The sequence below is a fragment of the Mesorhizobium sp. M0664 genome (assembly GCF_040320565.1).
Lineage (GTDB): Bacteria > Pseudomonadota > Alphaproteobacteria > Rhizobiales > Rhizobiaceae > Mesorhizobium.
The window spans coordinates 509,761-530,647 of record NZ_JAMYPW010000002.1; the positions used below are offsets into that span (position 1 = coordinate 509,761).

Annotated in this window: 26 protein-coding genes; 13 read left to right on the forward strand and 13 right to left on the reverse strand. The window is 63.2% G+C overall.

Annotated features, from left to right (window positions below):
• Nucleotides 1-44: 44 nt before the first annotated feature.
• The 10 genes from NKI39_RS05210 (at nucleotide 45) to NKI39_RS05255 (ending at nucleotide 9,480) form a co-directional block, all read left to right on the forward strand.
• The gene (locus NKI39_RS05210) at nucleotides 45-1,847 is read left to right on the forward strand and encodes a methanol/ethanol family PQQ-dependent dehydrogenase (RefSeq protein ID WP_352502168.1); all 1,803 of its coding nucleotides are present in this window, start codon (nucleotides 45-47) and stop codon (nucleotides 1,845-1,847) included.
• On the forward strand, nucleotides 1,828-2,691 hold the full coding sequence (locus NKI39_RS05215; RefSeq protein WP_352502167.1) for a substrate-binding domain-containing protein: 864 nt from the start codon (nucleotides 1,828-1,830) through the stop codon (nucleotides 2,689-2,691). The genes NKI39_RS05210 and NKI39_RS05215 overlap by 20 nt, the downstream gene beginning before the upstream one ends.
• Nucleotide 2,692: 1 nt before the next feature.
• Nucleotides 2,693-3,226: a c-type cytochrome gene (locus tag NKI39_RS05220; protein WP_352830893.1), complete on the forward strand. Its 534-nt coding sequence runs from the start codon at nucleotides 2,693-2,695 to the stop codon at nucleotides 3,224-3,226.
• 38 nt (nucleotides 3,227-3,264) lie between these two features.
• A complete protein-coding gene (gene coxB, locus NKI39_RS05225; RefSeq protein ID WP_352830895.1) occupies nucleotides 3,265-4,239 on the forward strand; it encodes a cytochrome c oxidase subunit II in 975 nt (324 codons plus the stop codon).
• Nucleotides 4,236-6,212 carry a cytochrome c oxidase subunit I gene (ctaD, locus tag NKI39_RS05230; RefSeq protein ID WP_352830897.1) on the forward strand — a complete coding sequence of 659 codons (1,977 nt, stop codon included), beginning with the start codon at nucleotides 4,236-4,238 and terminating at the stop codon, nucleotides 6,210-6,212. Before coxB ends, ctaD begins: the two co-directional genes overlap by 4 nt.
• Nucleotides 6,209-6,814, forward strand: coding sequence for a cytochrome c oxidase subunit 3 (locus NKI39_RS05235; RefSeq protein WP_352472857.1), 606 nt, complete (start codon nucleotides 6,209-6,211; stop codon nucleotides 6,812-6,814). Before ctaD ends, NKI39_RS05235 begins: the two co-directional genes overlap by 4 nt.
• A gap of 1 nt (nucleotide 6,815) precedes the next feature.
• Complete coding sequence (locus NKI39_RS05240; protein WP_352472927.1) at nucleotides 6,816-7,157, forward strand: hypothetical protein; 342 nt, start codon at nucleotides 6,816-6,818, stop codon at nucleotides 7,155-7,157.
• On the forward strand, nucleotides 7,154-8,038 hold the full coding sequence (locus NKI39_RS05245) for a cytochrome c oxidase assembly protein (protein WP_352830899.1): 885 nt from the start codon (nucleotides 7,154-7,156) through the stop codon (nucleotides 8,036-8,038). The genes NKI39_RS05240 and NKI39_RS05245 overlap by 4 nt, the downstream gene beginning before the upstream one ends.
• Nucleotides 8,019-8,432, forward strand: coding sequence for a c-type cytochrome (locus NKI39_RS05250; RefSeq protein WP_352472855.1), 414 nt, complete (start codon nucleotides 8,019-8,021; stop codon nucleotides 8,430-8,432). The genes NKI39_RS05245 and NKI39_RS05250 overlap by 20 nt, the downstream gene beginning before the upstream one ends.
• A gap of 526 nt (nucleotides 8,433-8,958) precedes the next feature.
• A complete protein-coding gene (locus NKI39_RS05255; protein WP_352472854.1) occupies nucleotides 8,959-9,480 on the forward strand; it encodes a ferritin-like domain-containing protein in 522 nt (173 codons plus the stop codon).
• Nucleotides 9,481-9,777: 297 nt separating this feature from the next.
• Here NKI39_RS05255 and NKI39_RS05260 read toward each other — a convergent pair whose 3' ends face one another.
• From NKI39_RS05260 to NKI39_RS05300, 9 genes are all read right to left on the reverse strand, one after another.
• The gene (locus NKI39_RS05260) at nucleotides 9,778-10,707 is read right to left on the reverse strand and encodes a hypothetical protein (RefSeq protein WP_352502162.1); all 930 of its coding nucleotides are present in this window, start codon (nucleotides 10,705-10,707) and stop codon (nucleotides 9,778-9,780) included.
• On the reverse strand, nucleotides 10,704-11,099 hold the full coding sequence (locus tag NKI39_RS05265; protein WP_352502161.1) for a phage holin family protein: 396 nt from the start codon (nucleotides 11,097-11,099) through the stop codon (nucleotides 10,704-10,706). Before NKI39_RS05265 ends, NKI39_RS05260 begins: the two co-directional genes overlap by 4 nt.
• Entirely contained in the window at nucleotides 11,096-11,824 is a 729-nt protein-coding gene (locus NKI39_RS05270) for a hypothetical protein (RefSeq protein WP_352830901.1), read from the reverse strand. Before NKI39_RS05270 ends, NKI39_RS05265 begins: the two co-directional genes overlap by 4 nt.
• 269 nt (nucleotides 11,825-12,093) lie before the next feature.
• Entirely contained in the window at nucleotides 12,094-12,567 is a 474-nt protein-coding gene (locus NKI39_RS05275) for a DUF2269 family protein (RefSeq protein ID WP_352473424.1), read from the reverse strand.
• Nucleotides 12,567-13,853: an SDR family oxidoreductase gene (locus tag NKI39_RS05280; RefSeq protein ID WP_352502159.1), complete on the reverse strand. Its 1,287-nt coding sequence runs from the start codon at nucleotides 13,851-13,853 to the stop codon at nucleotides 12,567-12,569. Before NKI39_RS05280 ends, NKI39_RS05275 begins: the two co-directional genes overlap by 1 nt.
• Before the next feature lie 34 nt (nucleotides 13,854-13,887).
• Nucleotides 13,888-14,226 (reverse strand): hypothetical protein, encoded by a 339-nt coding sequence (locus tag NKI39_RS05285; RefSeq protein WP_352830903.1) that lies wholly within the window; start codon nucleotides 14,224-14,226, stop codon nucleotides 13,888-13,890.
• A complete protein-coding gene (locus NKI39_RS05290) occupies nucleotides 14,226-14,588 on the reverse strand; it encodes a hypothetical protein (RefSeq protein WP_352502157.1) in 363 nt (120 codons plus the stop codon). The genes NKI39_RS05285 and NKI39_RS05290 overlap by 1 nt, the downstream gene beginning before the upstream one ends.
• Nucleotides 14,588-15,808, reverse strand: a complete 1,221-nt coding sequence (locus NKI39_RS05295) for an NRAMP family divalent metal transporter (protein ID WP_352502156.1) — start codon at nucleotides 15,806-15,808, stop codon at nucleotides 14,588-14,590. Before NKI39_RS05295 ends, NKI39_RS05290 begins: the two co-directional genes overlap by 1 nt.
• A complete protein-coding gene (locus tag NKI39_RS05300; protein ID WP_352502155.1) occupies nucleotides 15,805-16,425 on the reverse strand; it encodes a hypothetical protein in 621 nt (206 codons plus the stop codon). The genes NKI39_RS05295 and NKI39_RS05300 overlap by 4 nt, the downstream gene beginning before the upstream one ends.
• Between NKI39_RS05300 and NKI39_RS05305 the strand changes: the two genes are divergently transcribed.
• From NKI39_RS05305 to NKI39_RS05315, 3 genes are read left to right on the forward strand one after another with little or no spacing between them, the layout of a single operon-like run.
• Nucleotides 16,424-16,639: a DUF2934 domain-containing protein gene (locus NKI39_RS05305; RefSeq protein WP_352502154.1), complete on the forward strand. Its 216-nt coding sequence runs from the start codon at nucleotides 16,424-16,426 to the stop codon at nucleotides 16,637-16,639. The two genes, NKI39_RS05300 and NKI39_RS05305, sit on opposite strands and share 2 nt — an antisense overlap.
• A 5-nt stretch (nucleotides 16,640-16,644) precedes the next feature.
• Nucleotides 16,645-16,773, forward strand: a complete 129-nt coding sequence (locus NKI39_RS05310; protein ID WP_280952094.1) for a hypothetical protein — start codon at nucleotides 16,645-16,647, stop codon at nucleotides 16,771-16,773.
• 8 nt (nucleotides 16,774-16,781) lie between these two features.
• Nucleotides 16,782-16,970: a hypothetical protein gene (locus NKI39_RS05315; protein WP_352502153.1), complete on the forward strand. Its 189-nt coding sequence runs from the start codon at nucleotides 16,782-16,784 to the stop codon at nucleotides 16,968-16,970.
• Here the strand turns inward: NKI39_RS05315 and NKI39_RS05320 are convergent.
• The 4 genes from NKI39_RS05320 to uxuA all read right to left on the reverse strand — a co-directional run bounded on the left by NKI39_RS05320 (nucleotide 16,956) and on the right by uxuA (nucleotide 20,780).
• A complete protein-coding gene (locus NKI39_RS05320; protein ID WP_352830906.1) occupies nucleotides 16,956-17,717 on the reverse strand; it encodes a GntR family transcriptional regulator in 762 nt (253 codons plus the stop codon). The two genes, NKI39_RS05315 and NKI39_RS05320, sit on opposite strands and share 15 nt — an antisense overlap.
• Before the next feature lie 70 nt (nucleotides 17,718-17,787).
• Entirely contained in the window at nucleotides 17,788-18,570 is a 783-nt protein-coding gene (locus NKI39_RS05325) for an SDR family NAD(P)-dependent oxidoreductase (RefSeq protein ID WP_352451506.1), read from the reverse strand.
• 99 nt (nucleotides 18,571-18,669) lie between these two features.
• Entirely contained in the window at nucleotides 18,670-19,584 is a 915-nt protein-coding gene (locus NKI39_RS05330) for a PfkB family carbohydrate kinase (protein WP_352502151.1), read from the reverse strand.
• Nucleotides 19,581-20,780 carry a mannonate dehydratase gene (gene uxuA / locus NKI39_RS05335; protein WP_352830908.1) on the reverse strand — a complete coding sequence of 400 codons (1,200 nt, stop codon included), beginning with the start codon at nucleotides 20,778-20,780 and terminating at the stop codon, nucleotides 19,581-19,583. Before uxuA ends, NKI39_RS05330 begins: the two co-directional genes overlap by 4 nt.
• Nucleotides 20,781-20,887: the final 107 nt, after the last annotated feature.

A 20,887-nucleotide genomic window follows, 5' to 3' on the forward strand; every position in this document is an offset into this window, starting at 1 on the left:
TGGCCGTGCAAACCAGTGTGTCAGCCAACGGGGGAAAAAGGTCTATGACTGCGATGCTGGGATGGACGCTGCTGGCGGGCTTCGCGCTGATTACCGCGGCGGTTGCTCAGTCAACGTCAAGCCCTGCGATAAATCCGCCGGCCGCAGCCGCTCCGCCCGACGACGGCCAGTGGGCGATGCCGGCAAAGAACTACGCCTCGACCCGCTACAGCGATCTCGCGGAAATCACCGAAGACAACGTCAAGACCCTGCAGGTGGCCTTCACCTTCTCGACCGGCGTCAACAAGGGCCAGGAGGCTGCGCCCCTGGTGGTCGGCAACACGATGTACATAGTGACGCCGTTTCCCAACATCCTCTATGCGCTTGACCTTACCAAGCCCGGCGCGCCGATGAAGTGGAAGTTCGAGCCCAATCCCGAGCCTGCCGCCCAGGGCGTTGCCTGTTGCGACGTGGTGAACCGCGGTGCGGCCTTCTTCAACGGGCGCATCTATTTCAACACGCTCGACGGCCACACCATCGCCGTGGATGCGGCCACCGGCAAACCGGTCTGGAACACCCATATCGGCAACATCAATGTCGGCGAGACCATCACGATGGCGCCGCTGGTGGTAAAGGGGAAGGTGCTGGTCGGCAATTCCGGCGGCGAAATGGGCGTACGCGGCTGGATCAAGGCGCTCGACGCCGGCGACGGCCACGTCGTCTGGACGGCCTACAACACCGGCCCGGACACCGAGGTGCTGATCGGCCCGGATTTCAAGCCGCATTACGACATGGACAAGGGCAAGGATCTCGGCGTGACGTCGTGGCCGCCCGACGCCTGGAAGATCGGCGGCGGCAATGTGTGGGGCTGGATCTCCTATGACCCGGACCTCAACCTGATCTTCCATGGCACCGGAAATCCCGGTCCGTGGAATCCGGATCTGCGGCCTGGCGACAACAAATGGACCGCCGGCATCTTTGCCCGCGATCCCGACACCGGCGCAGCCAAATGGTTCTATCAATGGACCCCGCACGATCTGCACGACTACGACGGCATCAACGAACAGGTGCTGCTCGACATGACCTGGCAGGGCAAGCCCCGCAAGGTGCTGGTGCGGCCGGAACGCAACGGCTACGTCTATCTGTTGGATCGCACCACGGGCGAGGTCCTGTCGGCAGTGCCGTTCGGGCCGGTCAATTCCAGCAAGGGCGTCGACCTCAAGACCGGCCGGCTGATTGTAAATCCGGACAAAAAAACCGGCACCGGCAAGGTCGTGCGCGACATCTGCCCGACCGCGTCCGGCCTCAAGGACTGGCAGCCTTCGGCTTTCTCGCCGAAGACCGGCCTGCTCTACATTCCGCACAACAACATGTGCATGGACGAAGAAGGCGTCGAGGTAAATTACATCGCTGGCACGCCCTATGTCGGCATGAACGTGCGCATGATTCCCGGTCCGGGCGGCAATCGTGGTGCATTCACGGCCTGGGATGTCGCCGCCGCCAAGCCGGCGTGGAGCCTGAAGGAGAACTTTCCGGTGTGGAGCGGCGCCGTGGCCACCGCCGGCAACGTCGTGTTCTACGGCACTATGGAAGGCTGGTTCAAGGCGATCAGTGCCAGGACCGGCGAACTGCTTTGGCAGTTCAAGACGTCGTCCGGCATCATCGGCCAGCCGATCACCTATCGCGGCCCGGACGGGCACCAATATGTCGCGATTCTTTCGGGCGTCGGTGGCTGGGCCGGCGCGATCGTATCCGGCGATCTCGACCCGCGCGACGCCACCGCCGCGCTCGGCTTCGTCAACGTCATGAAAGATCTGAAGGATGTAACCACGCCGGGAGGTACGCTGTATGTGTTCCGGCTGCCTTGAGACGATCGGCCGAGTTGCGCGGCCACGGAGAACGCGTTCGCGGCGGTTAGCCGTCGCGGTTGGCGCACTGGCGCTCTCGCTTGTCGCCACCCTTGCCGATGCGCGCGAGCTGAGGATCTGCGCCGATCCCAACAACATGCCGTTCTCCAATGCCGCCAGGGAAGGCTTTGAAAACAAGATTGCCGAACTCGTCGCCGGGGAGCTTGGTGCGACGGTGTCCTACACGTGGTGGGCACAGCGGCGCGGCTTCGTCCGCAACACGCTGAAAGCCGGCTTGTGCGATCTGGTGCCCGGCGCGCCCGTCAATCTCGAGATGCTGCGCATGACCGCGCCCTACTACCGGTCTTCCTATGTGTTCGTGACACGCAAGGATGTGCCAGAAATCACGTCCTTCAACGATCCTCGCCTGCGCGATCTGCACATTGGCGTCCAACTGATCGGCGACGACGGCGCCAACTCGCCGCCCGTCCAGGCGCTTGGCCGCCGCGGCATCGTCGGCCATCTCATCGGTTTCCCCGTCTATGGCGACTATTCGGCGCCGAACCCGCCAGCGCGCATTATTGAGGCGGTCGCGAATGGCGACATCGACATGGCCGTCGTCTGGGGACCGTTGGCCGGCTACTTCGCATCCAAGCAGAAGGTGGCGCTGCGGATCACGCCGGTTTCGCCGCGCGTGGACGGCCCGCAACTGCCGATGATCTACGACATCTCGATGGGCGTGCGCCGTGGCGACGATACGCTGCGCGACGAGGTGAACGCCGCCCTGACCAGACACCGCGACGAGATCGACGCGATCCTGGCGGCCTACCAGGTGCCCCGCCTCGATCCTGTCGGAGCGCCTTGAAATGAAGCGCGGTCTTCCCTTGCTGGTGTTCGCGATCCTCGCGGTTTCCGGGTGCCAGCGTGAGGAACGCGACACGCGTCCACAGTCGGCGCTCGGCTCGGGCGACCAACCGTCAGCCGTGACGGCCCTCGAGCCGGGCGGCCAACGGCCGGCCTCGTCCGATACCAAGGCCGGCGTGTTCGAGGCCAACGCCTTCCACCTCAGCGAGGGCAAGCGTCTGTTCAACTGGTTCAACTGTTCCGGTTGCCATGCCAATGGCGGTGGCGGCATGGGCCCGGCCCTTATGGACAAGAAGTGGCTCTATGGCAGCTCGATCGAAAGCATCCACGCCACGATCAGGGACGGTCGGCCAAACGGCATGCCGAGCTTCCGCGACAAGATCCCGGACGACCAGATCTGGGAGCTTGCCGCCTTCGTCCGCGCGTTGAGCGGCAACGCGCCAAAATCCGCTGCGCCGAGCCGCGACGACGACATGATGCCCCATCCATCCGAAAATCGCCTGCCGGATGCCGCGACTCTGGGGAAGTCGCCGTGAACCGCCTTGTTTGCAGGGTGTGCTGCGGCGCAGCCTTCATGCTGCTCCTTGCAGGATGCAGCGGCTGGCAATCGGCGCTCGACCCAAAAGGCCCGGCCGCGGGTGAGCTTGCGTGGCTGATCTGGTTCTTCACCGCGCTGTGCACGGTGGTCTGGCTTCTAGTGCTGGCTGTGCTGATCATGCCATTGGCCCGGCGCGCGGCGCCGCTCGGCGATCCACTTGTACTCGACGCTGCCGCCGAGCGCAGCAAGATGCGAATTGTCGTCGCCGCACTCGCCGCTACCGCCCTGATCCTGGTAGGCCTGACCCTGCTGAGCTACTTCGCCAACCGGACGCTCGCTGCTATCGGCTCGGATGCGGCGCTGACGATCCGGGTGACCGGGCATCAATGGTGGTGGGAGGTGCGCTACGAAAATGATCAGCCGAACCGCATCCTGACGACCGCCAATGAAATCCACATCCCGGCGGGCGAGCCGGTGCGGCTTGTAGTGACCTCGACCGACGTCATCCATTCCTTCTGGGTGCCGAACCTCTCGGGCAAGCTGGACCTCATTCCAGGCCACGAGAACGTTCTCGATCTGAAGGCTGACAAGCCCGGCGTCTATCGCGGCCAGTGCGCCGAGTTCTGCGGCGCGCAGCATGCCAATATGAGCACCTTCATCATCGCCGAACCTCGGCCCGTCTTCGATGCCTGGCTGAACGATCAGCTGCGGCCGGCGGCCGCCCCCGTGTCGGCCGAGGCCAAAACCGGCCACGACCTGTTCCTCAAACGGCCCTGCGTGATGTGCCACAAGATCGGCGGCACCATCGCCGGCGGTACGGTCGCTCCCGACCTTACACATATCGCAAGCCGGCGGACGCTCGCTGCCGGAACGCTGGCGATGAGCCGGGGCAATCTCGCTGCCTGGATAGCCGATCCGCAAGGGATCAAGCTAGGTGCCCACATGCCCGTGGTGGGACTGAACGGGGACGAGCTGAATGCAATCGTAGCCTATCTCGAGGGCTTGAAATGAGTAGCGCCGACCTGGCCCATGGGCGTGACCTCGCCCAGCAACGCGCCGCAGCACAAAAGGGTGACCTAGCTCCCGAGCGCGACGGTCCTCGCGACACCGGCCTCGACGACTCCAGCCTTGACGGCTGGTTGGCGCGGACATGGCAGACGGCGCCAGGCATCATCGGTGCGCTCTCGAGCGTCGACCACAAAATTGTCGCGCGGCGCTACCTGATCACCGCTTTCGTCTTCCTGTGCCTCGGTGGCCTCAGCGCCGTTGCCATGCGCATCCAACTGTCGGGGCCGGAGCGTGGGCTGATCGGGCCCGACCGCTACAACCAGCTGTTCACCATGCATGGCGTGACCATGATGTTCCTGTTTGCAGTGCCGATCGTTCAGGCGACCGGCATCTACCTCGTGCCACTGATGGTCGGCACCCGCAACATCGCCTTTCCGCGCCTCAATGCATTCAGCTTCTGGATTTATCTCTCCGGTGGCCTCTTCGCTTGGGTGTCGTTTGCACTCGACATGGCGCCCGACGTCGGCTGGTTCTCCTACGTGCCGCTGTCCGGTCCTGAATTTGGGCCAGGCAAGCGTTCCGACGTGTGGGCGCAGATGATCACTTACACCGAAGTGTCATCGCTGGCGGTCGCGGTCGCCACCATCGTAACCGTGCTGAAGCAGCGTGCGCCGGGCATGTCGCTCGATAAGATTCCGCTCTACGTCTGGGCGATGCTGGTCACCTCTTTCGTAATCGTGTTCGCCATGCCGGCGGTCATGATCACGTCGACGTTCCTGATCCTCGACCGGCTGGTCGGCACCCATATCTTCAATCCCGCCGAGGGCGGCGACGTTTTGCTGTTCCAGCACCTGTTCTGGTTCTTCGGCCACCCCGAAGTCTACATCATATTCCTGCCGGCTACCGGCGTGGTGTCCTCGATCATCGCCGCTTTCGCCCGGCGTCCGGTATTCGGCTATCTGGGCATGGTACTGGCCTTGATCGCGGTCGGCTTTCTGTCGTTCGGCCTGTGGGTTCACCACATGTTCGCAACCGGTCTGCCCAAGCTCGGCGCGAGCTTCTTCACCGCCTCGAGCATGCTGATCGCCATCCCGAACGGGCTGCAGATCTTCTGCTGGCTGGCGACATTGTGGGACGGACGCCCTGTAATCCGGACGCCGCTGCTGTTTGTGTTCGGCTTCTTCTTCACGTTCGTCGCGGGCGGCCTGACTGGGGTGATGCTGGCGTCGGTGCCATTGGACCTGCAAGTGCACGACACCTATTTCGTGGTCGCGCATTTCCATTACGTGCTGATCGGCGGGTCGGTGTTCCCGCTGCTCGGCGCGACCTATTTCTGGTTCCCCAAGATCACCGGCCGGATGATGAGCGAACGTCTCGGACGCTGGCACTTCTGGCTTGCCTTCCTAGGCTTCAATGCGGCGTTCTTTCCGATGCACATTGTCGGCCTGTGGGGTATGCCGCGGCGGGTCTACACCTATCCGGTGGAACTCGGCTGGGGCAACATCAACCTGTTCATCACAGCCGGCGCGGTCATCCTGTTCCTAAGCTTCGTTCTGTTCACTATAAACCTGGTGTACAGCGCCTCGAGGGGCGCCCCGGCGGGGGACAATCCCTGGAATGCTGGCACGCTGGAATGGGCGACGAGCTCTCCACCGCCGAGCTATAATTTCGCTCGGATCCCGGTGGTTACCCACGCCGAGCCGCTCTGGGCCGAACGTGACACGCTGCCTGTCGCGACCGGGCTTCGCGTCGACGCGCGCGAACTTGTCATATCGACCGTGGCAGAGGCGCATCCAGATGTGCGCGAGAAGTCGGCGACACCGTCGATCTGGCCATTGTTCGCCGCGCTCGCCGTCGGCGCCACCTTTCTCTATTCGATCTTCAGCCCGTGGGCGGTGGTCTGGGGAGCCGGGCCGATTGCCATCACTCTGATCGGCTGGTTCTGGCCGAAAGGCGACCCGGAGGATGAGGAATGAAACAGCGCCCTACCGCCGATCTTTCCCAACTCCCGACCTTCGGGCTCGGACCACGCAGCCCGACCTGGTGGGGCACTCTCGCCTTCATGGCGCTGGAGGGCACTGGGTTCGCGCTCGCCGCAGGCGCCTATCTTTATCTTGCCTATCTGTCGCCCGAATGGCCGCTGGGCGTGCCGCCGCCCAACCATTGGCCAGGCACCATCGTCACGCTGTTGCTGCTCGCCAGCGTGGTGCCCAACCACATACTGAACCGCTATGCCGAAGCCTGTGCCATGGTGCCCGTGCGCATCGGCCTGATCGTCATGTCGCTGCTCGGTATCGCACCGCTTGTCGTGCGGTGGTTCGAGTTTCCGGCCCTCAACATCTATTGGGATACCAATGCGTACGGCTCAATGCTGTGGGTCCTGCTCGGCCTCCACACAACGCATCTGATTACCGACGTCGGCGATACGCTGGTGCTGACGGTCCTGATGTTCACGCGCCATGGCTATAACGGCCGGCGTTTCGGGGACGTTGGCGACAACGTCTTCTACTGGGATTTCGTGGTCGCGACTTGGATCCCGATCTATCTGTTGATCTACTGGATGCCGAGGCTTGACTGAGATGCGTGCGCTTCGCTTGGGCACATCATGGGGCGGGCTGTTGTCCGGGCCTTTGGCCTGGGCGGTGTCGACGCAGCTGAACTATGCGTTCGTGGAGTGGCAGTGCGCCCACGGCGTTCCCCTCATACTGGTCATTGCGCTGGTGCTGACAGTGCTGGCCTTGCTCGGCGGCGTGCTTTCGTGGCGGGCGCGCCAGCAAGGTGGCGCCGCCTTTAAACCGGATCGTACGCGCGGCACCGAGGATTTCGTCGCCAATATCGGCATTCTCAGCGCGGTGCTGTTTGCGCTGGTAATTGTCATGCAAGGCGCCGCCTCGCTCATTCTTGACGGCTGCCTGCGATGAGCTTCGACGCGCTCTTCTCTACCACGATCTGCTACGGTGCCGGCGCCGCGCAGGCCGGCTGGACGCTGGCGTTGCCGATCACGCTGCCGCTAACCTTGGTCGCACTGCTTTACGCGGCAGGCGCCTTTCGGCTGTGGCGGCGGAGTGCCCGCAGCCGCCCGTTGCGGTTGCGGCAAGCCCTGCTGTTTGCAACCGGCTGGGCCATTTTGGCGGCAGCACTGGTCAGCCCGCTCCACGCATTCGGTGAGCGGGTCTTCACCGCCCACATGATCGAGCACGAACTGTTGATGGCGGTGGCGGCACCCCTGCTGGTCGCCTCCCGGCCGGCGGCGGCGATGATGTGGGCATTGCCGATCAAGCTGCGGCTGGCATTTGGCCCAGCCGGGCACGCGAAGATGCTGCAGGCGGTTTGGGCCACCATCAGCCGCCCTGTAACGGCCACCGTCCTGCACGGCGTCGCCATATGGGCATGGCATATTCCGGCGCTGTTCGAGGCGGCGCTTGCACAGGGTGTCCTTCATTACGCGCAACATGCCAGCTTCTTCGGTTCCGGCCTGCTGTTCTGGTGGGTGATGCTGCCGCGTTCAGGCCGCGAACAAGCCTGTGGCAGCGCAGTCATGCACCTCTTCTTCACGTCGCTGCACACTGGCCTGCTCGGAGTGCTGCTCCTGGTCTCGCCAAGGCTGTGGTATCCGGAAAATGGCGCAGGCGCAGACCTATGGAATCTTAGCCCGCTCGAGGACCAGCAACTCGCCGGTCTGGTCATGTGGGTTCCGGCCGGCCTGATCTATGGCGGCGCGGCGTTGCTGCTGGCCGGCCTGTGGATCCGCTCGAGCAGCCGAAAGGACCGGGAGGCGTCGCATGCGCTTCACGCTGTCTAAAGCCGTAATCGGCGCTGCGGTTATTGTCGTGCTCGTTGCAGCCCTGGCCGGGATTTTGTTGTACTTCGAGCAAAGCCGTCGGGTCGAGCAGAAGGCCGACAATGCGACCGGCGGCGTCGGCGCCCGCGCCATTCCGATCATGATGGCCAATGGCTGCGCCGGTTGCCACACCATCACCGGTGTTCCCGGCGCGCAAGGGTTAGTCGGTCCACGCCTCGACGCAAGCCTGGCCACCCGGGTCTATGTCGGCGGCGTCTTGCGCAATAGGCCGGAGAACCTGATCCGCTGGATCCGTGCGGCAAGGGAGATCAATCCGCATACGGCAATGCCTTCGACCAGAATTTCCGATCAGGAGGCGCGGGACGTCGCTGCCTACCTCTATTCGCTGAAATGACATCGTTGCTCGCCTAGTCGAGATCAAACACTGCCGGCAGTCTACCGATGCCGGTTTGCCGGACCGGCAATCGTCACCGCCTTCGGCTCGATGCCTTGCTTGCCGACGAACCTTTCGGAACCGGCCCGCATCGGCGAGGCTGCCCGCGGTCGCGTCGCACATCGCGGCCGACGCGAGCGCCCGCTATGGCCCGGGCAATCTGCTGGTGCGGATTGTTTCGCGGGCATCTCGGATATGAGCTTCTTTGGCGAGGGGGCCGAGTCCGGTCCGACGTCGTCGTCCGCAACACGCCGATGTGGGCAACATTCCTACCCTCAATATGGTGGGGAACGAGACTACCATACGCCGTGCGACCGTTTGCACATCGGCTATGCTTTCGACGTACTGTCGCAGGTTGTGAGAGCTGTTTATGCTGCACTTCTTGAAGAGCAGGGTTAGGTGTAAAAGCTCGACAGTCAACACCTCGCCAGGAACAAATCGGCATAGCCACGGTTTGGTTCTACACGTCAAACCGCGAGGAAATCCTATGGATACTGATGTCAATTCCGAAACCCGCTCGATCTTCATTGTCGGGCTGCGCAACGCCCACGCCATGGAGAACCAGGCACTGTCGATCATGAAACCTCAGGTCAAGCGGATCGAGAACTATCCGCAGGTCGCCGACCGCCTGCAGCAGCATATCACGGAGACCGAAGGGCAGATGGCCCGCCTGGAATCCATTCTGGATGGCCTCGGTGAGGACCATTCCACATTGAAGGACACGGCCATGTCGATGGTCGGCAGCATGGCCGCGATGGGACATTCCGTAGCCGGCGACGAAATCCTCAAGAACAGCTTCGCCAACTTTGCATTCGAAAATTACGAGATCGCCGCTTACAACTCGTTGCTCGTACTCGCCGAGGCCGGAGGGTTTAGTCAGGCAACCAATTCCCTTCAGCAGAATCTCAGCGAAGAAGAGAAAATGGCCGACTGGTTGAGGCAGAACCTGCGCGGTGTCACCTTGCAATACGCCAGGCTGCGTGAGGCGGGAGAGACCGCCAAGAGTTAGGCCGCCCGGCGGGCCGAGAGGAATTCCTAGCAACCACCCCTGTCGAATTGACGGGGTGGTTGTTTTTTTTCAGAATGGACAGTGCTGCTGAGGCCCGTTGGCCAGACACGCTTCATGCAGCCCGACGAACCGAACGGATTCAGAGCGAAGAATCGGAACGGACCGGAGCGCCTCGGCTAATGACTTGAGCGCCGCGATCATATTTGTCTGCGGAAGGTTGCGGACTCCTAGCCGACTTCGATGTGCCAACCGCGAGGCGGCCCGTGGTCGGAATCGCCACGAACGACCGCAGCGCTATCACGTTGTTTCGGGAGAATCGTTCGAACTAGGAACCTCGTCGGTCTCCGGCAAACGATCGCGAATCGCTTCCTCAGTTTTGCTTGCCGTCTTTTTCACGACTTTCTTGACGCGGTCGACCAAGGTCTCGGCGTCGCTGCTGGAACCCTGTCGGTCAGCCTCTTCCTTTACAGTCTCATATGCTTCGGCGGCGACCTGCTTGGCTTGTTCCACGCCTTCTTCAAAGAGCTCCTCGGCACTGTCACGAAGCTTGTCGCGGTAGGGGCCGAGTTGTTCGTCTTCCGCGGCGGTGTGAGGCAGCATCACGCCGATGGCGGTGCCCACGGCAAGGCCCACCGCGGCCATTGCCAGAGGTTCGCGCTGGAACAGGTCCCGCGTCGACTGCCGCACCCGCCCCGCCATATCGTTGGCGCTCGAGCCGAACTGCCCGGCCGTGCTTCTTAATCTTTCTTTGGCGCCGCTCGCAACGTCTGCGACAGCCTCAGTCCCACCGCCTGCCACGGAAGCAACCGAACGAGCGGCATCGGAGAGCATGGAGCCGGCGGAATCTTCGCTCTCGGCACCGTACTCATCGCCGCTTGAGTCCTGCCAGGCCCCGCCCAAGCTCCGCTGGTCAGAGAAGGTTCGGCTGCCGTCAGGTTCCCTGCTGGTCGAATAGGCACCAAGTGCTGAACTGTCTACCGACGTGCCCTTGCCAAGCATCAGCCAGGCCAGGCCCGCGCCGACCAATGTAAGCGGCAACGGATTGTCCCTGACCTGAGTCTTAAGATTGCTGAGCATGGCGGATCCCTCGCCGCTGAACATCCCGGTGAATTCGTCGATCAGTTGGCCCGGTGTCATCTTGCTGCGGATCGAGTCTGCGGTATCTGCCACTCTGGCGCGAGCAATATCAGCATCGCGTTCCAACTCGGCTGCGGATTTGTCGGTCATCTTATCTGTTCCTTGATCACGCGTGCGTCGCGTTTAAGTTGGTCTTGTGTCCGGTCGGGGGTCAACTCTGAGGGAGCCATGCTTGCCTTGCCGGAGCGCAAGAGTATGACGCCCAGTACTGCCACCACGACGCCGACGAGCAGCGAGGACCATCCGGCTCCCAGCCCGGCGCTCGCCAAGGCAATCACCAGCGCCTGCAAAAGCACTATCAGGGCGGCGAGCAGGCAAATGGCGCCTCCCATTACCTCCACGGCGCCGGCGCCGGCCTTGCTTACCTTTTCCGACATTTCAGCCCGCAACAGCCTGCTTTCGGTTTGAAGCAGTGTTGTGACCTGCTGTGCCAGATCGCTGACAAGGGTTGTCAGGCTGCGAGTGTCCTGATTGTCAGTCATGGGTTTTGCTCCAGGCTTGCATTGGCCCAGTCATCGCCGGACTGATCGGATACTAGCGGGGCCGGCTCCACTGCCTCTGCCGATCGCCCTCCGAACTCATTCGAGCTAGGACCGGTCTCGGGCGCCCGGCCTGCTCCCGACCGGCGCGGTGCTCCGGCTTGGGCAGAGGGCGGCGAGCTCTTGATGAACCGCCCCAGCGCCAGGCCTGCCAATACCGAACCGGCGATCAGCGCCCCCGAGTTTTCGCGGCCGAACGACTGAATTTCGCCAAGCACCTCGTCGAACGGTTTATCCTTCAGGGACGAGGAAAGCCGCTCGAGCCCGCCTGCGGCGTCAAGGGCGAATTTCGAAGCGGTCCGTTGATCACTATTGGCAAGATGCTCGCTTGCCGCGCGCAATGCGCCGCTGAAGGCCTTCAGATTGGCGCTCACGTCGCGCTGCGTTCCCTCCGCCTTGTTGAACAATGCTTGCTTTGCTTCCGATGCGGAGTCTCCGGCTTTCCTGGTGATCTCGTCACGCGCATGGTGGAGCGCTTCCGTCGCGGTCTGCTTTTCTCGCTGTAGTCTTTCCGAAAGCTCGCTTCTGGCTGTCTCGAAATCGGCCGTCTGACGGCCCTGATCGTCCTGGTCCTGCATGGTGTCTCCTAGTGGAATCCGAGGAAGGAGAGGATCGCAAGCACGACGACGACGAGGCCGATGAGATAAATAACGCTGTTCATGGCGCAATCTCCTCCACTGCGCACCGAACTTGCCTGTGCTTCCCGTGTTCCCCTCAGGCGTCATCTTTTTTGGTAAGCGAAGCCTAACCAGCCTCAAGACGGGATGTTGTCCTGTGCCGATGGCGGTGAGCGCGCGGTTGGAAATGATACGAGACCGGACTCCGGTGCGACTTACAGGTCGAGGCGCAGGTCCGCTCCGGCACATGGCGCTGCATGGGCCGGAATCTTTCCGTAGTGCTTTGACTGGGCATTATCGCAGTGGGACCTGCCTGCGACCTACCACTCGATCGCAGGCCGCGCGATCATCAGCCAGAAAATCCCGAGTACGGCAGCGAAGGCGGGGAAGCCGAAGGCGAACCACAGCCAGAAGAGCCGATGATAGCGCGGCGGCAACGGCGCGCCTGCAGCGGCGGCTTGCGATGCCAGCTTGCGCATCTCCATTTGCATCCAGACGACCGGGAGCCAGAACATTCCGGTGAAGATATAGAGCGCGATCGAAAGTACGATCCAGCCCTCCGACAGCGAGTAGCCGGCCTGCCAGGCGAGCGCGGCTCCGGTCAAAGGTTGCGCGACCACGGCCGTCGCGGTGAAAAGGAAGTCGGCGACGACGACGACACGCGCCACCGCCGCAACCGTCGCGGCATTGCCGGTCCTGTGGGCGAGCAACATGAAGAAAGCGATACCGGCGCCGGTACCAAGCAGCACGGATGCGCCGATGACATGCAGAAATTTCAGCAGGAAATAGAGCATCAACGCTCCTCCAGCACTGCCAAGGCCACAAAGTGCAGCACCAGGATCGGCAACACCTTGAGGAACGGCCCAAGCGGGTCGTTCCACAGCTCGGGGCTCAGAAAGCTTCCGACGACCAGGTAGAAGAGCGAGAGCGCGATGCCGCCATAGAGGCCTTTTCGCGCCGCCGGCCGCCAGGCTAGGAGCGCGCCGACGGCGATGTCGGCAAGAGCACCGGCTATCACGATCGGCGCCGACAAGATGCCCGCCCCAGTGCCTTGCATCAGATCGACGCCGCTGCCGTAGCCGGTGGTCAGCGACACAATTCCCGTCACGATCCACAAGAAGGGCAGGACGACGAAGATCGCAGGCTTGATGAAATACAGCCGGGCAAACCATTTTTCCTGCACCGTTGCCGGATTGAGCGCGAGGAAGCCCGCCAGGGTTTGCGGGCGTATGCCGGTCGTGGCGGTCCAGTCCGAGGGATCTCCAACCGCTCCTCGGGCAATCTCTCTGGCCGCGTTGGTGCGCATCGGTGGACGCCAGCCGAACATCGCGGCAAGGTCGCCGAGGCGGTAGAGAAGCCTTGCAACAGCCGCCGGCAAGACAAACCTGGCTGCAGGAGCCCAGCCGAGCCATCGGCGATAGCTGCCGACGACCTCGTCCGTGCTCAGCTGTTCGGGACCGACAAGTTCCAGCACGATGCGAGACGGACTGGCGGGATCGAGAAGGAAGACGACGGTTGAGACCACGTCGTCGAGCTGCACCACTTGGAGCCGGCCGGTGCCGGGCATGGACGGCAGCACCGGCAGCGAGGCGAGACCCCTAAACAATGCGCTGGCCCCAAACACCGGCCGGCCGAGCACCACGGACGGGCGCAGGATCACCCAATCCAGATCAAGCGCCATAAGCGCTTGGTCGCCAGCCAGCTTCGTCGCCGAGAATGCCGAAGGCTGCGCCCGATCGACGCCGATTGCCGAGAAGTGGATCACCCGGGCAACCCCTGCCCGCGCACAGGCGAGGAAGAGTGCTGCCGCCGCCTCGCGATGGACTTCGCGCGTCTTTTCACGAGGGCTATCCTGCAGAACGCCGGCACAATTGACGACGGCGTCTATGCCCCTGAGATGCGGTAGCCAGTCTTCGGGCTGCAGCGCCACCGCCATGTCCAGCACCAGCAATTGATAATTGCCGGTCCGGTTTGCGCCGGGGCTGCGGACCAATCCGATCACCTCATGTCCTTCGGAAAGAAGGCGTGCCACGACGGAGGCACCGATTAGGCCGGTGGCGCCGGTAACCAGGACTTTCACTGGACCCCATTCTCCGACGGCGGGAAAGTATCGTTCATTCCGGTTTATCGCCCTCGATACTCCCCTTCATACCGGAAAGTTCTTCCGTCGTGCATAACAACCGCGGCCGCGCCGGATCGGAGATGTCGAGCTTGTCCCAAGCGATGCGGTACATGCTTTCGCGACTGCGCAGTCGAAAGACATTGAGGACCGCAATGCCGATGGCCGAAGCGGACAGACGCTCGAAGGCCGCGTAGATGCCGACATGGTACTCGGCAATCACCAGGTCGTCGCCATCCGATTCTGCGCGTATCTCCTCGATATGACCGATGCTTTTGCCGCGCTGCGAAAGCACATTCCTGCCAGCCAATTGCTCGAGATTGATAGTAGCCATCATCCAGCTCCCGGGATACGCCCAATGACACGGTCGCGCAGCCAGTCCTGCCAGTCGAAAATCGCCGTTTCGCGGACGTCGATATCGAACTCGATGTCGACGCCGATGTCGCGCAGCTTGTTCCAGGCGATGCGGTGCGGCTCGGCATGGCGCTTGCCGCCGAGCCTTGCCGCAAGCCGCGCCATCCAGCGCCCGGGCCGCTGGCCAAGCCGGCGCGCCAGCGTGATCGAGCCGAGCTCGACCGCAATGATTTTTGCCGGCTTGCCTGGCCTGAGTTCGGCCACCAGCCCGTCAACCTTGCCGATCTTGACCTGCTCGCGGTCGACCACTTGCTTGTCCAGGATGTCGCGCAGCAAATCCATCACGTGCCTCCGAATATCTGCAAAGGAATGGTCACGATCGCGAGCACGAAACCGAGCGCGATGATGAAGATGACCGCGGCATTCGCTATCATGCCATTGCGGTGCTCGCCGACATAACGCTCGTCGTTCAGCAGGAAGAGGAACGGCACCACGGTTAGCGGCAGGCTGGCGGCCGTCAGCGCCATGGAGAAGATGGTGAGCTTCAGCGGATCGAGACCCAGTGCGATCGGAATGGCGGCGAGAAACAGCGAGACCGTATACACGGCGCTGAAGCCCGGGTCGTCGCGCGGTTTCAGGTTCTCGCCCCAGGTCCAGCCGAAACCCTGCGCCACAAGGTAGGCTTGCTGCAGGCCGATTTCGAGCGCGGCGCCGAAACAGGCAATGCCTAGTGACGCAACGAACAGGACAAATCCCCAGAAACCGAAGATCTGGATCAGCATCAGCGGCAGTTGGTGGTAGTCGTCGACCTGCACTATGCCGTGTGCTGCCAGAACGAGCGCCGCCACAATCAGCACACCCATAGCGATTGTGCCGCCAAAACTCATGCCCAGGCCGGCAATCGCCCGATTGGCTCCGAGATAGCTCTTGTCCCACTCGTCCTCGATCGCTCCCGACGAATAGAACATGAACAGATAGGGCGAGATCGACGCACCAAGAATGCTGACCGCCATGAACCAGTAGTTGGCCGCGTCGTGATCCGGCAGTGTTGGCACGGCCCCGGCCGCGACCTGCCCCCAATCGGGCTTCAGCATGACGGCGCCAACCACGAAGCACAGCGTGACCAGCCCGAGGATCGCGACGCCTTTTTCGATGAGTCCGAACGTGCCTTTCCAAAGGAACAGCCATGCCAGAAAAGCGACCGGCAGCGCCCACCACTGAAAGCCGATGCCGGTGGCGAGCTCGAGCGCAATGGCAACACCGCCGATTTCGGCTGCCATGACCAGGAAGTTAACCAGCAAAGTGGCGAGCAACGGCCACAGAAAGGCGTTGAAGCCAAACCGTTCCCGGATCCCGTCGGCGATGGTGTGATGACTAACTGCGGCGAAGCGTCCGGCCATTTCGACCAGGAAGATGATGCAGATCGTGCCCAGGACGACGGCCCATATCAGCTGAAACCTGAACGCCGCGCCGGCCTGGGCGGCGGTCGCCATTGATCCGACCTCAAGAAAGCCGCCAACGCTGGTGACGACGCCGAGCGATATTTCGAGCAGCTTCTTCATGATTTCGGCGCGAAATATTTCGCGTAGGACGTGCTCAGGTCGGCGGCGGCGGCCCGCAGATCCTGCTGCGCGTGTTCCACTTCCGAGCGGTTGCCGTTCTGCACGGCCGTCGCCGCGCGAATTACCGCTGCCGAAAGCCGTCCAACCGCCATCTTCAGACCGGCTTGGCCGCTGGACTCAGGCGACTTGCCGGACTGGATTTGCGCACCGGCATCGGCGAGCGCCTTGCCGGCCGATTGCAAAGTGCGCGACGTGTATTCCGACGGGGCTTCCCCAGCGATCCAGCTCTCCAGGACCAGCGATGCGGTCTGTGTGGCGGAAGCCGCGGTTTTCGACTGCTGCTCGACCTGGCCGGAAGGCGAGCATGCCGTCACTACAAATATTATCAGCAGCAAGCGCAGGCGGTCTGGTCGAGAACCGACGGCTGTAACGGCATTTACAATACGTGCTTGTAGCGTTGCTGCCACACGATTGTTCTCCCCGGCACCAGGCGACTTCGGCGCGAAGTTTGATCTAGAGCGCTGGGTGATCAGGTCAACTGAACCGCGATGAACGGCGCTGGCACCGCGGAACAAACCAGCGATCGCCGGATTAGGGGATGAGGAGGCAAAGGCCATGGACAGGGAAGAGCGTATCAGGCAGCGAGCCCATGAGATCTGGGAGCGCGAAGGCCGTCCGCAAGGACGCGAGCGCGAGCATTGGGCTCAGGCCGTGCAGGAGATCGAAGCTGAGGGTTCCGAGGCCGAACGCGGCCCGGTCGTGCCCGATCCAACGGTCGAGGCCGGCTCCGATCCGGAGGCACGCGGCAGCAAGCGGCGGCGAGGGACATGAGGCCGATGCCTCGTTTCGTCGCCTGGATCGTGGTCGTACTGGTCGTGCTGTTCGCCGCCTGGCTGATGATCGGGCGCGACAGAACCGGCGGCGGAGGTCAGCCCACGCCGCACGCAATTGATCAAAATGGATAGGAACCGACATGACGGGAACCGATACTCATCCTGAACAAGACCCGGCGGAAGGATCGCGATCGATAGTGGAAAAGCAGCTCCGCAAGGAGCAAGGCGGTGAGGGTCAAAATCGCAAAGCCGAGCCAGCTTGCGACAAATCCGGCAGCAAGACCAAGACACCTTCGGAAGCGCGCAAGAAAGGCTCAGGCTTGGATTGAGCCGGCCGAAAGCGGGCTCACACTGCCGTTTGCCTCGAAATAATAGGGATAGCGCTCCTGGACGATTTCGAGCACCTCGAAGATGCGGCGAAGATGCGTTCGCATCGCCTCTTCCGCCGCAAACGCGTCGGCCTGCTCAAGCGCATCGACAATCCGCCGATGCTGGCCGAGGACTACCGACACGCTGTCGAGGCGCGGAAAAGACAGGAAGCGGAAGCGGTCCATGTGCAGCTTCGCCGCGCTGATGTCGGCCCAGATTCCGGGAAACCCGGCATGACTCGCGATGTGCTGGTGGAACAGCTCGTCCGACTTGAAGAAGCGCCTGTCGTCCGCGATGGAGGCGAACGTCTCCTGGACGGCCAGTTCGCCTTTGAGCACGGCAAGCAGGTCGGCACGGCGCGGGCTCTCGACCGCGCGCTTGATCAGGCCGACTTCGAGCGCTTCGCGCAGAAACTGCGATTTCTCGAGATCGGCAATCCGGAGCGGCGCCACCATGCTGCCGCGCTGCGGATAAATGTCGATCAAGCCAAGACCGGCCAACCGGGCGAGGGCCTCCCTGACCGGCGTGCGGCTCACGCCGAGGGCTTCCGACATCGCCTTTTCAGAAATCAGCTCGTGCGGCTTCAGACGGAAGGTCAGGATCTGGTCGAGCAAAACCTCGAACGCCCTAGCCGCGACTGAAGCGCCGGGGGCGGTTTCGTCGAGCCGCCCCTCGGTGATGGTCCGCGTTCCCAAAAGCCGTGCCATCGGCGACCCCTTATAGGCTCTGCAGCTTCAAGCCGTTCATGAAATGCCTGCGCAAGCAGCAGCGCCGACGTTATTCCTTGCGCGGAGAACCGCCGATGCGCGCCAGCAGGCCGCCATCGACGCGTACGACCTCGCCGGTGACGAAGGAGGCATCGTCGGACAGCAGGAAGGCGACGACTGCGGCAATCTCTTGCGGCTGGGCGGTACGGCCGAGCGGATGCATGTTGTCGAGGATGCGCAGGATCTCGTCGGGCTTATCGTTGAGCTTAACCGCATCCCGCAGCATCGGCGTGTCGACCGCGCCCGGAGCCACGGCATTGACGCGCACGCCGAGCGGCGCATAGTCGACCGCCATCGATTTGACCAGGCCGATCAGGCCGTGCTTGGCCGTGCTGTAGGCCAGAACCCCTTCCTGGCTGGCCAGACCCTGCACCGAGCTCATATGGACGATGGCGCCGCGGCTTTGCCGCAGCAGCGGCATCGCCGCGCGGGAGAGCAGGTAGGCAGCCTTGAGGTTGACGTTCATCACCTCGTCCCAAAGCGCCTCGTCCGTGGTCTCCACCGTTCCGTAACGCTGAATGCCGGCATTGTGGGAAAGCATGTCGAGCCCGCCGAACGCGGACCGGGCAAGCTCGACGGCGCGGCCACAGGCTTCAGTGTCGGCGGTCGAGCCAAGCACGGTGTGCACGGTCACGCCGCGCGCCGAAAGCTGCGCCGCGACGTCATCCAGCTGATCGCCCGCCCGGTCGAACAGAATCAGGTCGACGCCTTGCCCGGCCAGTCTTTCGGCGACAGCACGGCCGATGCCCATGGCCGCTCCCGTGACCAGTGCGCGTTTTTTGAACTCAGCCATTTATTCTCCCTCGAACAGTTGCGCAGTGACTACCATGGTAGTCGATCGGCGCCACTTGACGTGCCTTTCTTTGCCGAACCGGCCCAAGCGTGTTCGGCGTCATGTCGATCCTTGCATGAAAGCCAGCGTTTCCGCGCGCGTCGGTGCGCCGAGCCGTCCGCCAAAGCGCAGGCACTTTAGCGCGGCGGCGGCGCTGGCCACTGCTATCGCCCGCTCTTCGTCCCAACCTTCGGCCAGGCCGAGAGCGAAGGTGCCGTGAAACACGTCGCCCGCCGCCAGGGTGTCGACGGCTTCGACCCGCGGCGACGGCAGATGACGGACGTCATTGCTGCCCGAGTAGCGGAACACGGTGCCGTTCGCGCCATCGGTGACCGCCACGAAGGCGCCGGTCCGTTCGCCGAGAATGGCGACGGCGGAACCGGCGGAAACCTCTGGACCGCAAAGGATGCGTGCCGCCGGCAGCGAAGCAACGACATGCGAGGCGAGCGGCAGTAGCCGGTCGAGCACCGGTCGCGACGCGACATCGGCGTCAAGGATCGCCGGGATGCCGCACTCGCGAGCCTTCGCCAGCGCCAGGGCCGCGGCTCCGGGCCAGCGGACATCAACCAGCACGGCGTCGAAGCGGGAAAAATCCGCGGGCGGAAGAAGGTCAGGATCGGCTTGCGTGACGGCATCGTAGAAGGGCACAATCATACGCTCGCCGGCGGCATCGACCAGGATCGTGGCAATGGCCGAGCGGCCACCTTCAACCCTGCGCACCAACGAACAGTCGACCCGCTCCGCCTCCATCTGGCCGATGACATCGCGGCCGACAGCATCGTCGCCGACGCTTGCCCATAGCCAGACCTGCCCGCCCTGGCGGCTGGCTGACGCGGCGGCGGTTGCCGCCATACCGGCCGCGATCTGCACGGCCTCGCTTGGCAGGAACTTGCCGGCGCCGGAGGGCAGTACATCGAGGCGCAAGATCGTGTCGTAGGTGAGCGCGCCCACGCAGAGCAGGCGGGGCGCTGTCATTGCAGCCGGTAGCCGCGCTGATGGGCAATCGCGGTCATCACGCCTCTCAATTCGGCAAGGCCGCGAAGACGGCCGATTACGGGGTAGCCGGGATGGGTGTGCCGCGCAGCGTCATCGATCAGCTCGTGGCCATGATCCGGGCGAAACGGCAGCAGCGCCGCCGGTTCGCCGGCGTCGCGGCGGCGTTGCTGCTCGTCGAGCAAGATCGAAACCACCGACACCATGTCGAGATCGCCGCGCAGATGCTCGGATTCCATGAACGAACCGTCCGGGTCCTTGCTGACGTTGCGCAGATGCACGAAGTTTATCTTGTGCGCAAAGCGCCTGGCGATGGCGGGCACGTCATTGGCCGGGTTGGCGCCCAGCGACCCGGTGCACAAGGTGAGGCCGCTATGGGCCGATGGCACGGCGTCCAGGATAAGGGCGATGTCGTCGGCGTTCTTGACGATCCGGCACAGGCCGACGAGATCGCGCGGCGGATCGTCCGGGTGGATCGCCAACGTGACGCCCGCCTCTTCGGCCGCCGGCAGCACGTTTTCGAGAAAACGGACGAGGTTCTCGCGCAGCCGGTCGTGCGACAGGCCCGACTGCTCGGCCACCACTTCGCGCAATTCTGCTATGTCGTAGCGCTTGAAGGCGCCCGGCAGGCCGGCCATGATGTTGGCGAGCAGACGCTCTTTTGACGTATCCGGCGTCGTCTCGAACCATTCGCTCGCCCGCTGGAGAACATCGGACGCATAGTCGCGCTCCGATCCCTTGCGCTGCAGCATGTAGCAATCGAACGCGGCAAGCTCGTGCATGTTCATGCGGAGCGCCCGTCCGCCGCCCGGCAGCGGCGCAGCCAGGTCGGTCCGGGTCCAGTCGAGGATCAGCATGAAGTTGTAGCAGACCGTGCGCACACCGCAGGCGCCGAGATTGCGTAAGGTCTGCCTGAAATTGTCGTAGAGCCGGTCGAGATCGCCGCGGCCGAGCTTGATGTCCTCGTGCACGGGCACACTCTCGACGACGCTCCATTTCAGGCCCATCGCCGGATCCGCTTCGATAAGCGCCTGGCGCTGCCTGATGGCGTCGATCGGCCAGACTTCGCCGTAAGGGATGTCGTGCAGTGCCGTCACGATGCCGGTTGCGCCGGCCTGCCTTGCGTGGGCAAGCGTTGCCACGTCGCTCGGGCCAAACCATCGCCACGTCTGCTCCATTCGACCTCCGGCTGCGGAATTTCTCGATGAGGACCGCTGGTGTATTGGATACTACCATGGTAGTCAATTGTGCCTGTGTCAGCGTTCGGGCGGCCGCCTTTAAAAGA

Bases quoted from the DNA above. Each gene is read 5' to 3' on its own strand.
- NKI39_RS05210 (WP_352502168.1), top strand. From the start codon at position 45: ATGACTGCGATGCTGGGATGGACGCTGCTGGCGGGCTTCGCGCTGATT.
- NKI39_RS05215 (WP_352502167.1), top strand. From the start codon at position 1,828: ATGTGTTCCGGCTGCCTTGAGACGATCGGCCGAGTTGCGCGGCCACGG.
- NKI39_RS05220 (WP_352830893.1), top strand. From the start codon at position 2,693: ATGAAGCGCGGTCTTCCCTTGCTGGTGTTCGCGATCCTCGCGGTTTCC.
- coxB (WP_352830895.1), top strand. From the start codon at position 3,265: ATGCTGCTCCTTGCAGGATGCAGCGGCTGGCAATCGGCGCTCGACCCA.
- ctaD (WP_352830897.1), top strand. From the start codon at position 4,236: ATGAGTAGCGCCGACCTGGCCCATGGGCGTGACCTCGCCCAGCAACGC.
- NKI39_RS05235 (WP_352472857.1), top strand. From the start codon at position 6,209: ATGAAACAGCGCCCTACCGCCGATCTTTCCCAACTCCCGACCTTCGGG.
- NKI39_RS05240 (WP_352472927.1), top strand. From the start codon at position 6,816: ATGCGTGCGCTTCGCTTGGGCACATCATGGGGCGGGCTGTTGTCCGGG.
- NKI39_RS05245 (WP_352830899.1), top strand. From the start codon at position 7,154: ATGAGCTTCGACGCGCTCTTCTCTACCACGATCTGCTACGGTGCCGGC.
- NKI39_RS05250 (WP_352472855.1), top strand. From the start codon at position 8,019: ATGCGCTTCACGCTGTCTAAAGCCGTAATCGGCGCTGCGGTTATTGTC.
- NKI39_RS05255 (WP_352472854.1), top strand. From the start codon at position 8,959: ATGGATACTGATGTCAATTCCGAAACCCGCTCGATCTTCATTGTCGGG.
- NKI39_RS05260 (WP_352502162.1), bottom strand. From the start codon at position 10,707: ATGACCGACAAATCCGCAGCCGAGTTGGAACGCGATGCTGATATTGCT.
- NKI39_RS05265 (WP_352502161.1), bottom strand. From the start codon at position 11,099: ATGACTGACAATCAGGACACTCGCAGCCTGACAACCCTTGTCAGCGAT.
- NKI39_RS05275 (WP_352473424.1), bottom strand. From the start codon at position 12,567: ATGCTCTATTTCCTGCTGAAATTTCTGCATGTCATCGGCGCATCCGTG.
- NKI39_RS05285 (WP_352830903.1), bottom strand. From the start codon at position 14,226: ATGGCTACTATCAATCTCGAGCAATTGGCTGGCAGGAATGTGCTTTCG.
- NKI39_RS05290 (WP_352502157.1), bottom strand. From the start codon at position 14,588: ATGGATTTGCTGCGCGACATCCTGGACAAGCAAGTGGTCGACCGCGAG.
- NKI39_RS05295 (WP_352502156.1), bottom strand. From the start codon at position 15,808: ATGAAGAAGCTGCTCGAAATATCGCTCGGCGTCGTCACCAGCGTTGGC.
- NKI39_RS05305 (WP_352502154.1), top strand. From the start codon at position 16,424: ATGGACAGGGAAGAGCGTATCAGGCAGCGAGCCCATGAGATCTGGGAG.
- NKI39_RS05300 (WP_352502155.1), bottom strand. From the start codon at position 16,425: ATGGCCTTTGCCTCCTCATCCCCTAATCCGGCGATCGCTGGTTTGTTC.
- NKI39_RS05310 (WP_280952094.1), top strand. From the start codon at position 16,645: ATGCCTCGTTTCGTCGCCTGGATCGTGGTCGTACTGGTCGTGCTGTTC.
- NKI39_RS05315 (WP_352502153.1), top strand. From the start codon at position 16,782: ATGACGGGAACCGATACTCATCCTGAACAAGACCCGGCGGAAGGATCG.
- NKI39_RS05320 (WP_352830906.1), bottom strand. From the start codon at position 17,717: ATGGCACGGCTTTTGGGAACGCGGACCATCACCGAGGGGCGGCTCGAC.
- NKI39_RS05325 (WP_352451506.1), bottom strand. From the start codon at position 18,570: ATGGCTGAGTTCAAAAAACGCGCACTGGTCACGGGAGCGGCCATGGGC.
- NKI39_RS05330 (WP_352502151.1), bottom strand. From the start codon at position 19,584: ATGACAGCGCCCCGCCTGCTCTGCGTGGGCGCGCTCACCTACGACACG.
- uxuA (WP_352830908.1), bottom strand. From the start codon at position 20,780: ATGGAGCAGACGTGGCGATGGTTTGGCCCGAGCGACGTGGCAACGCTT.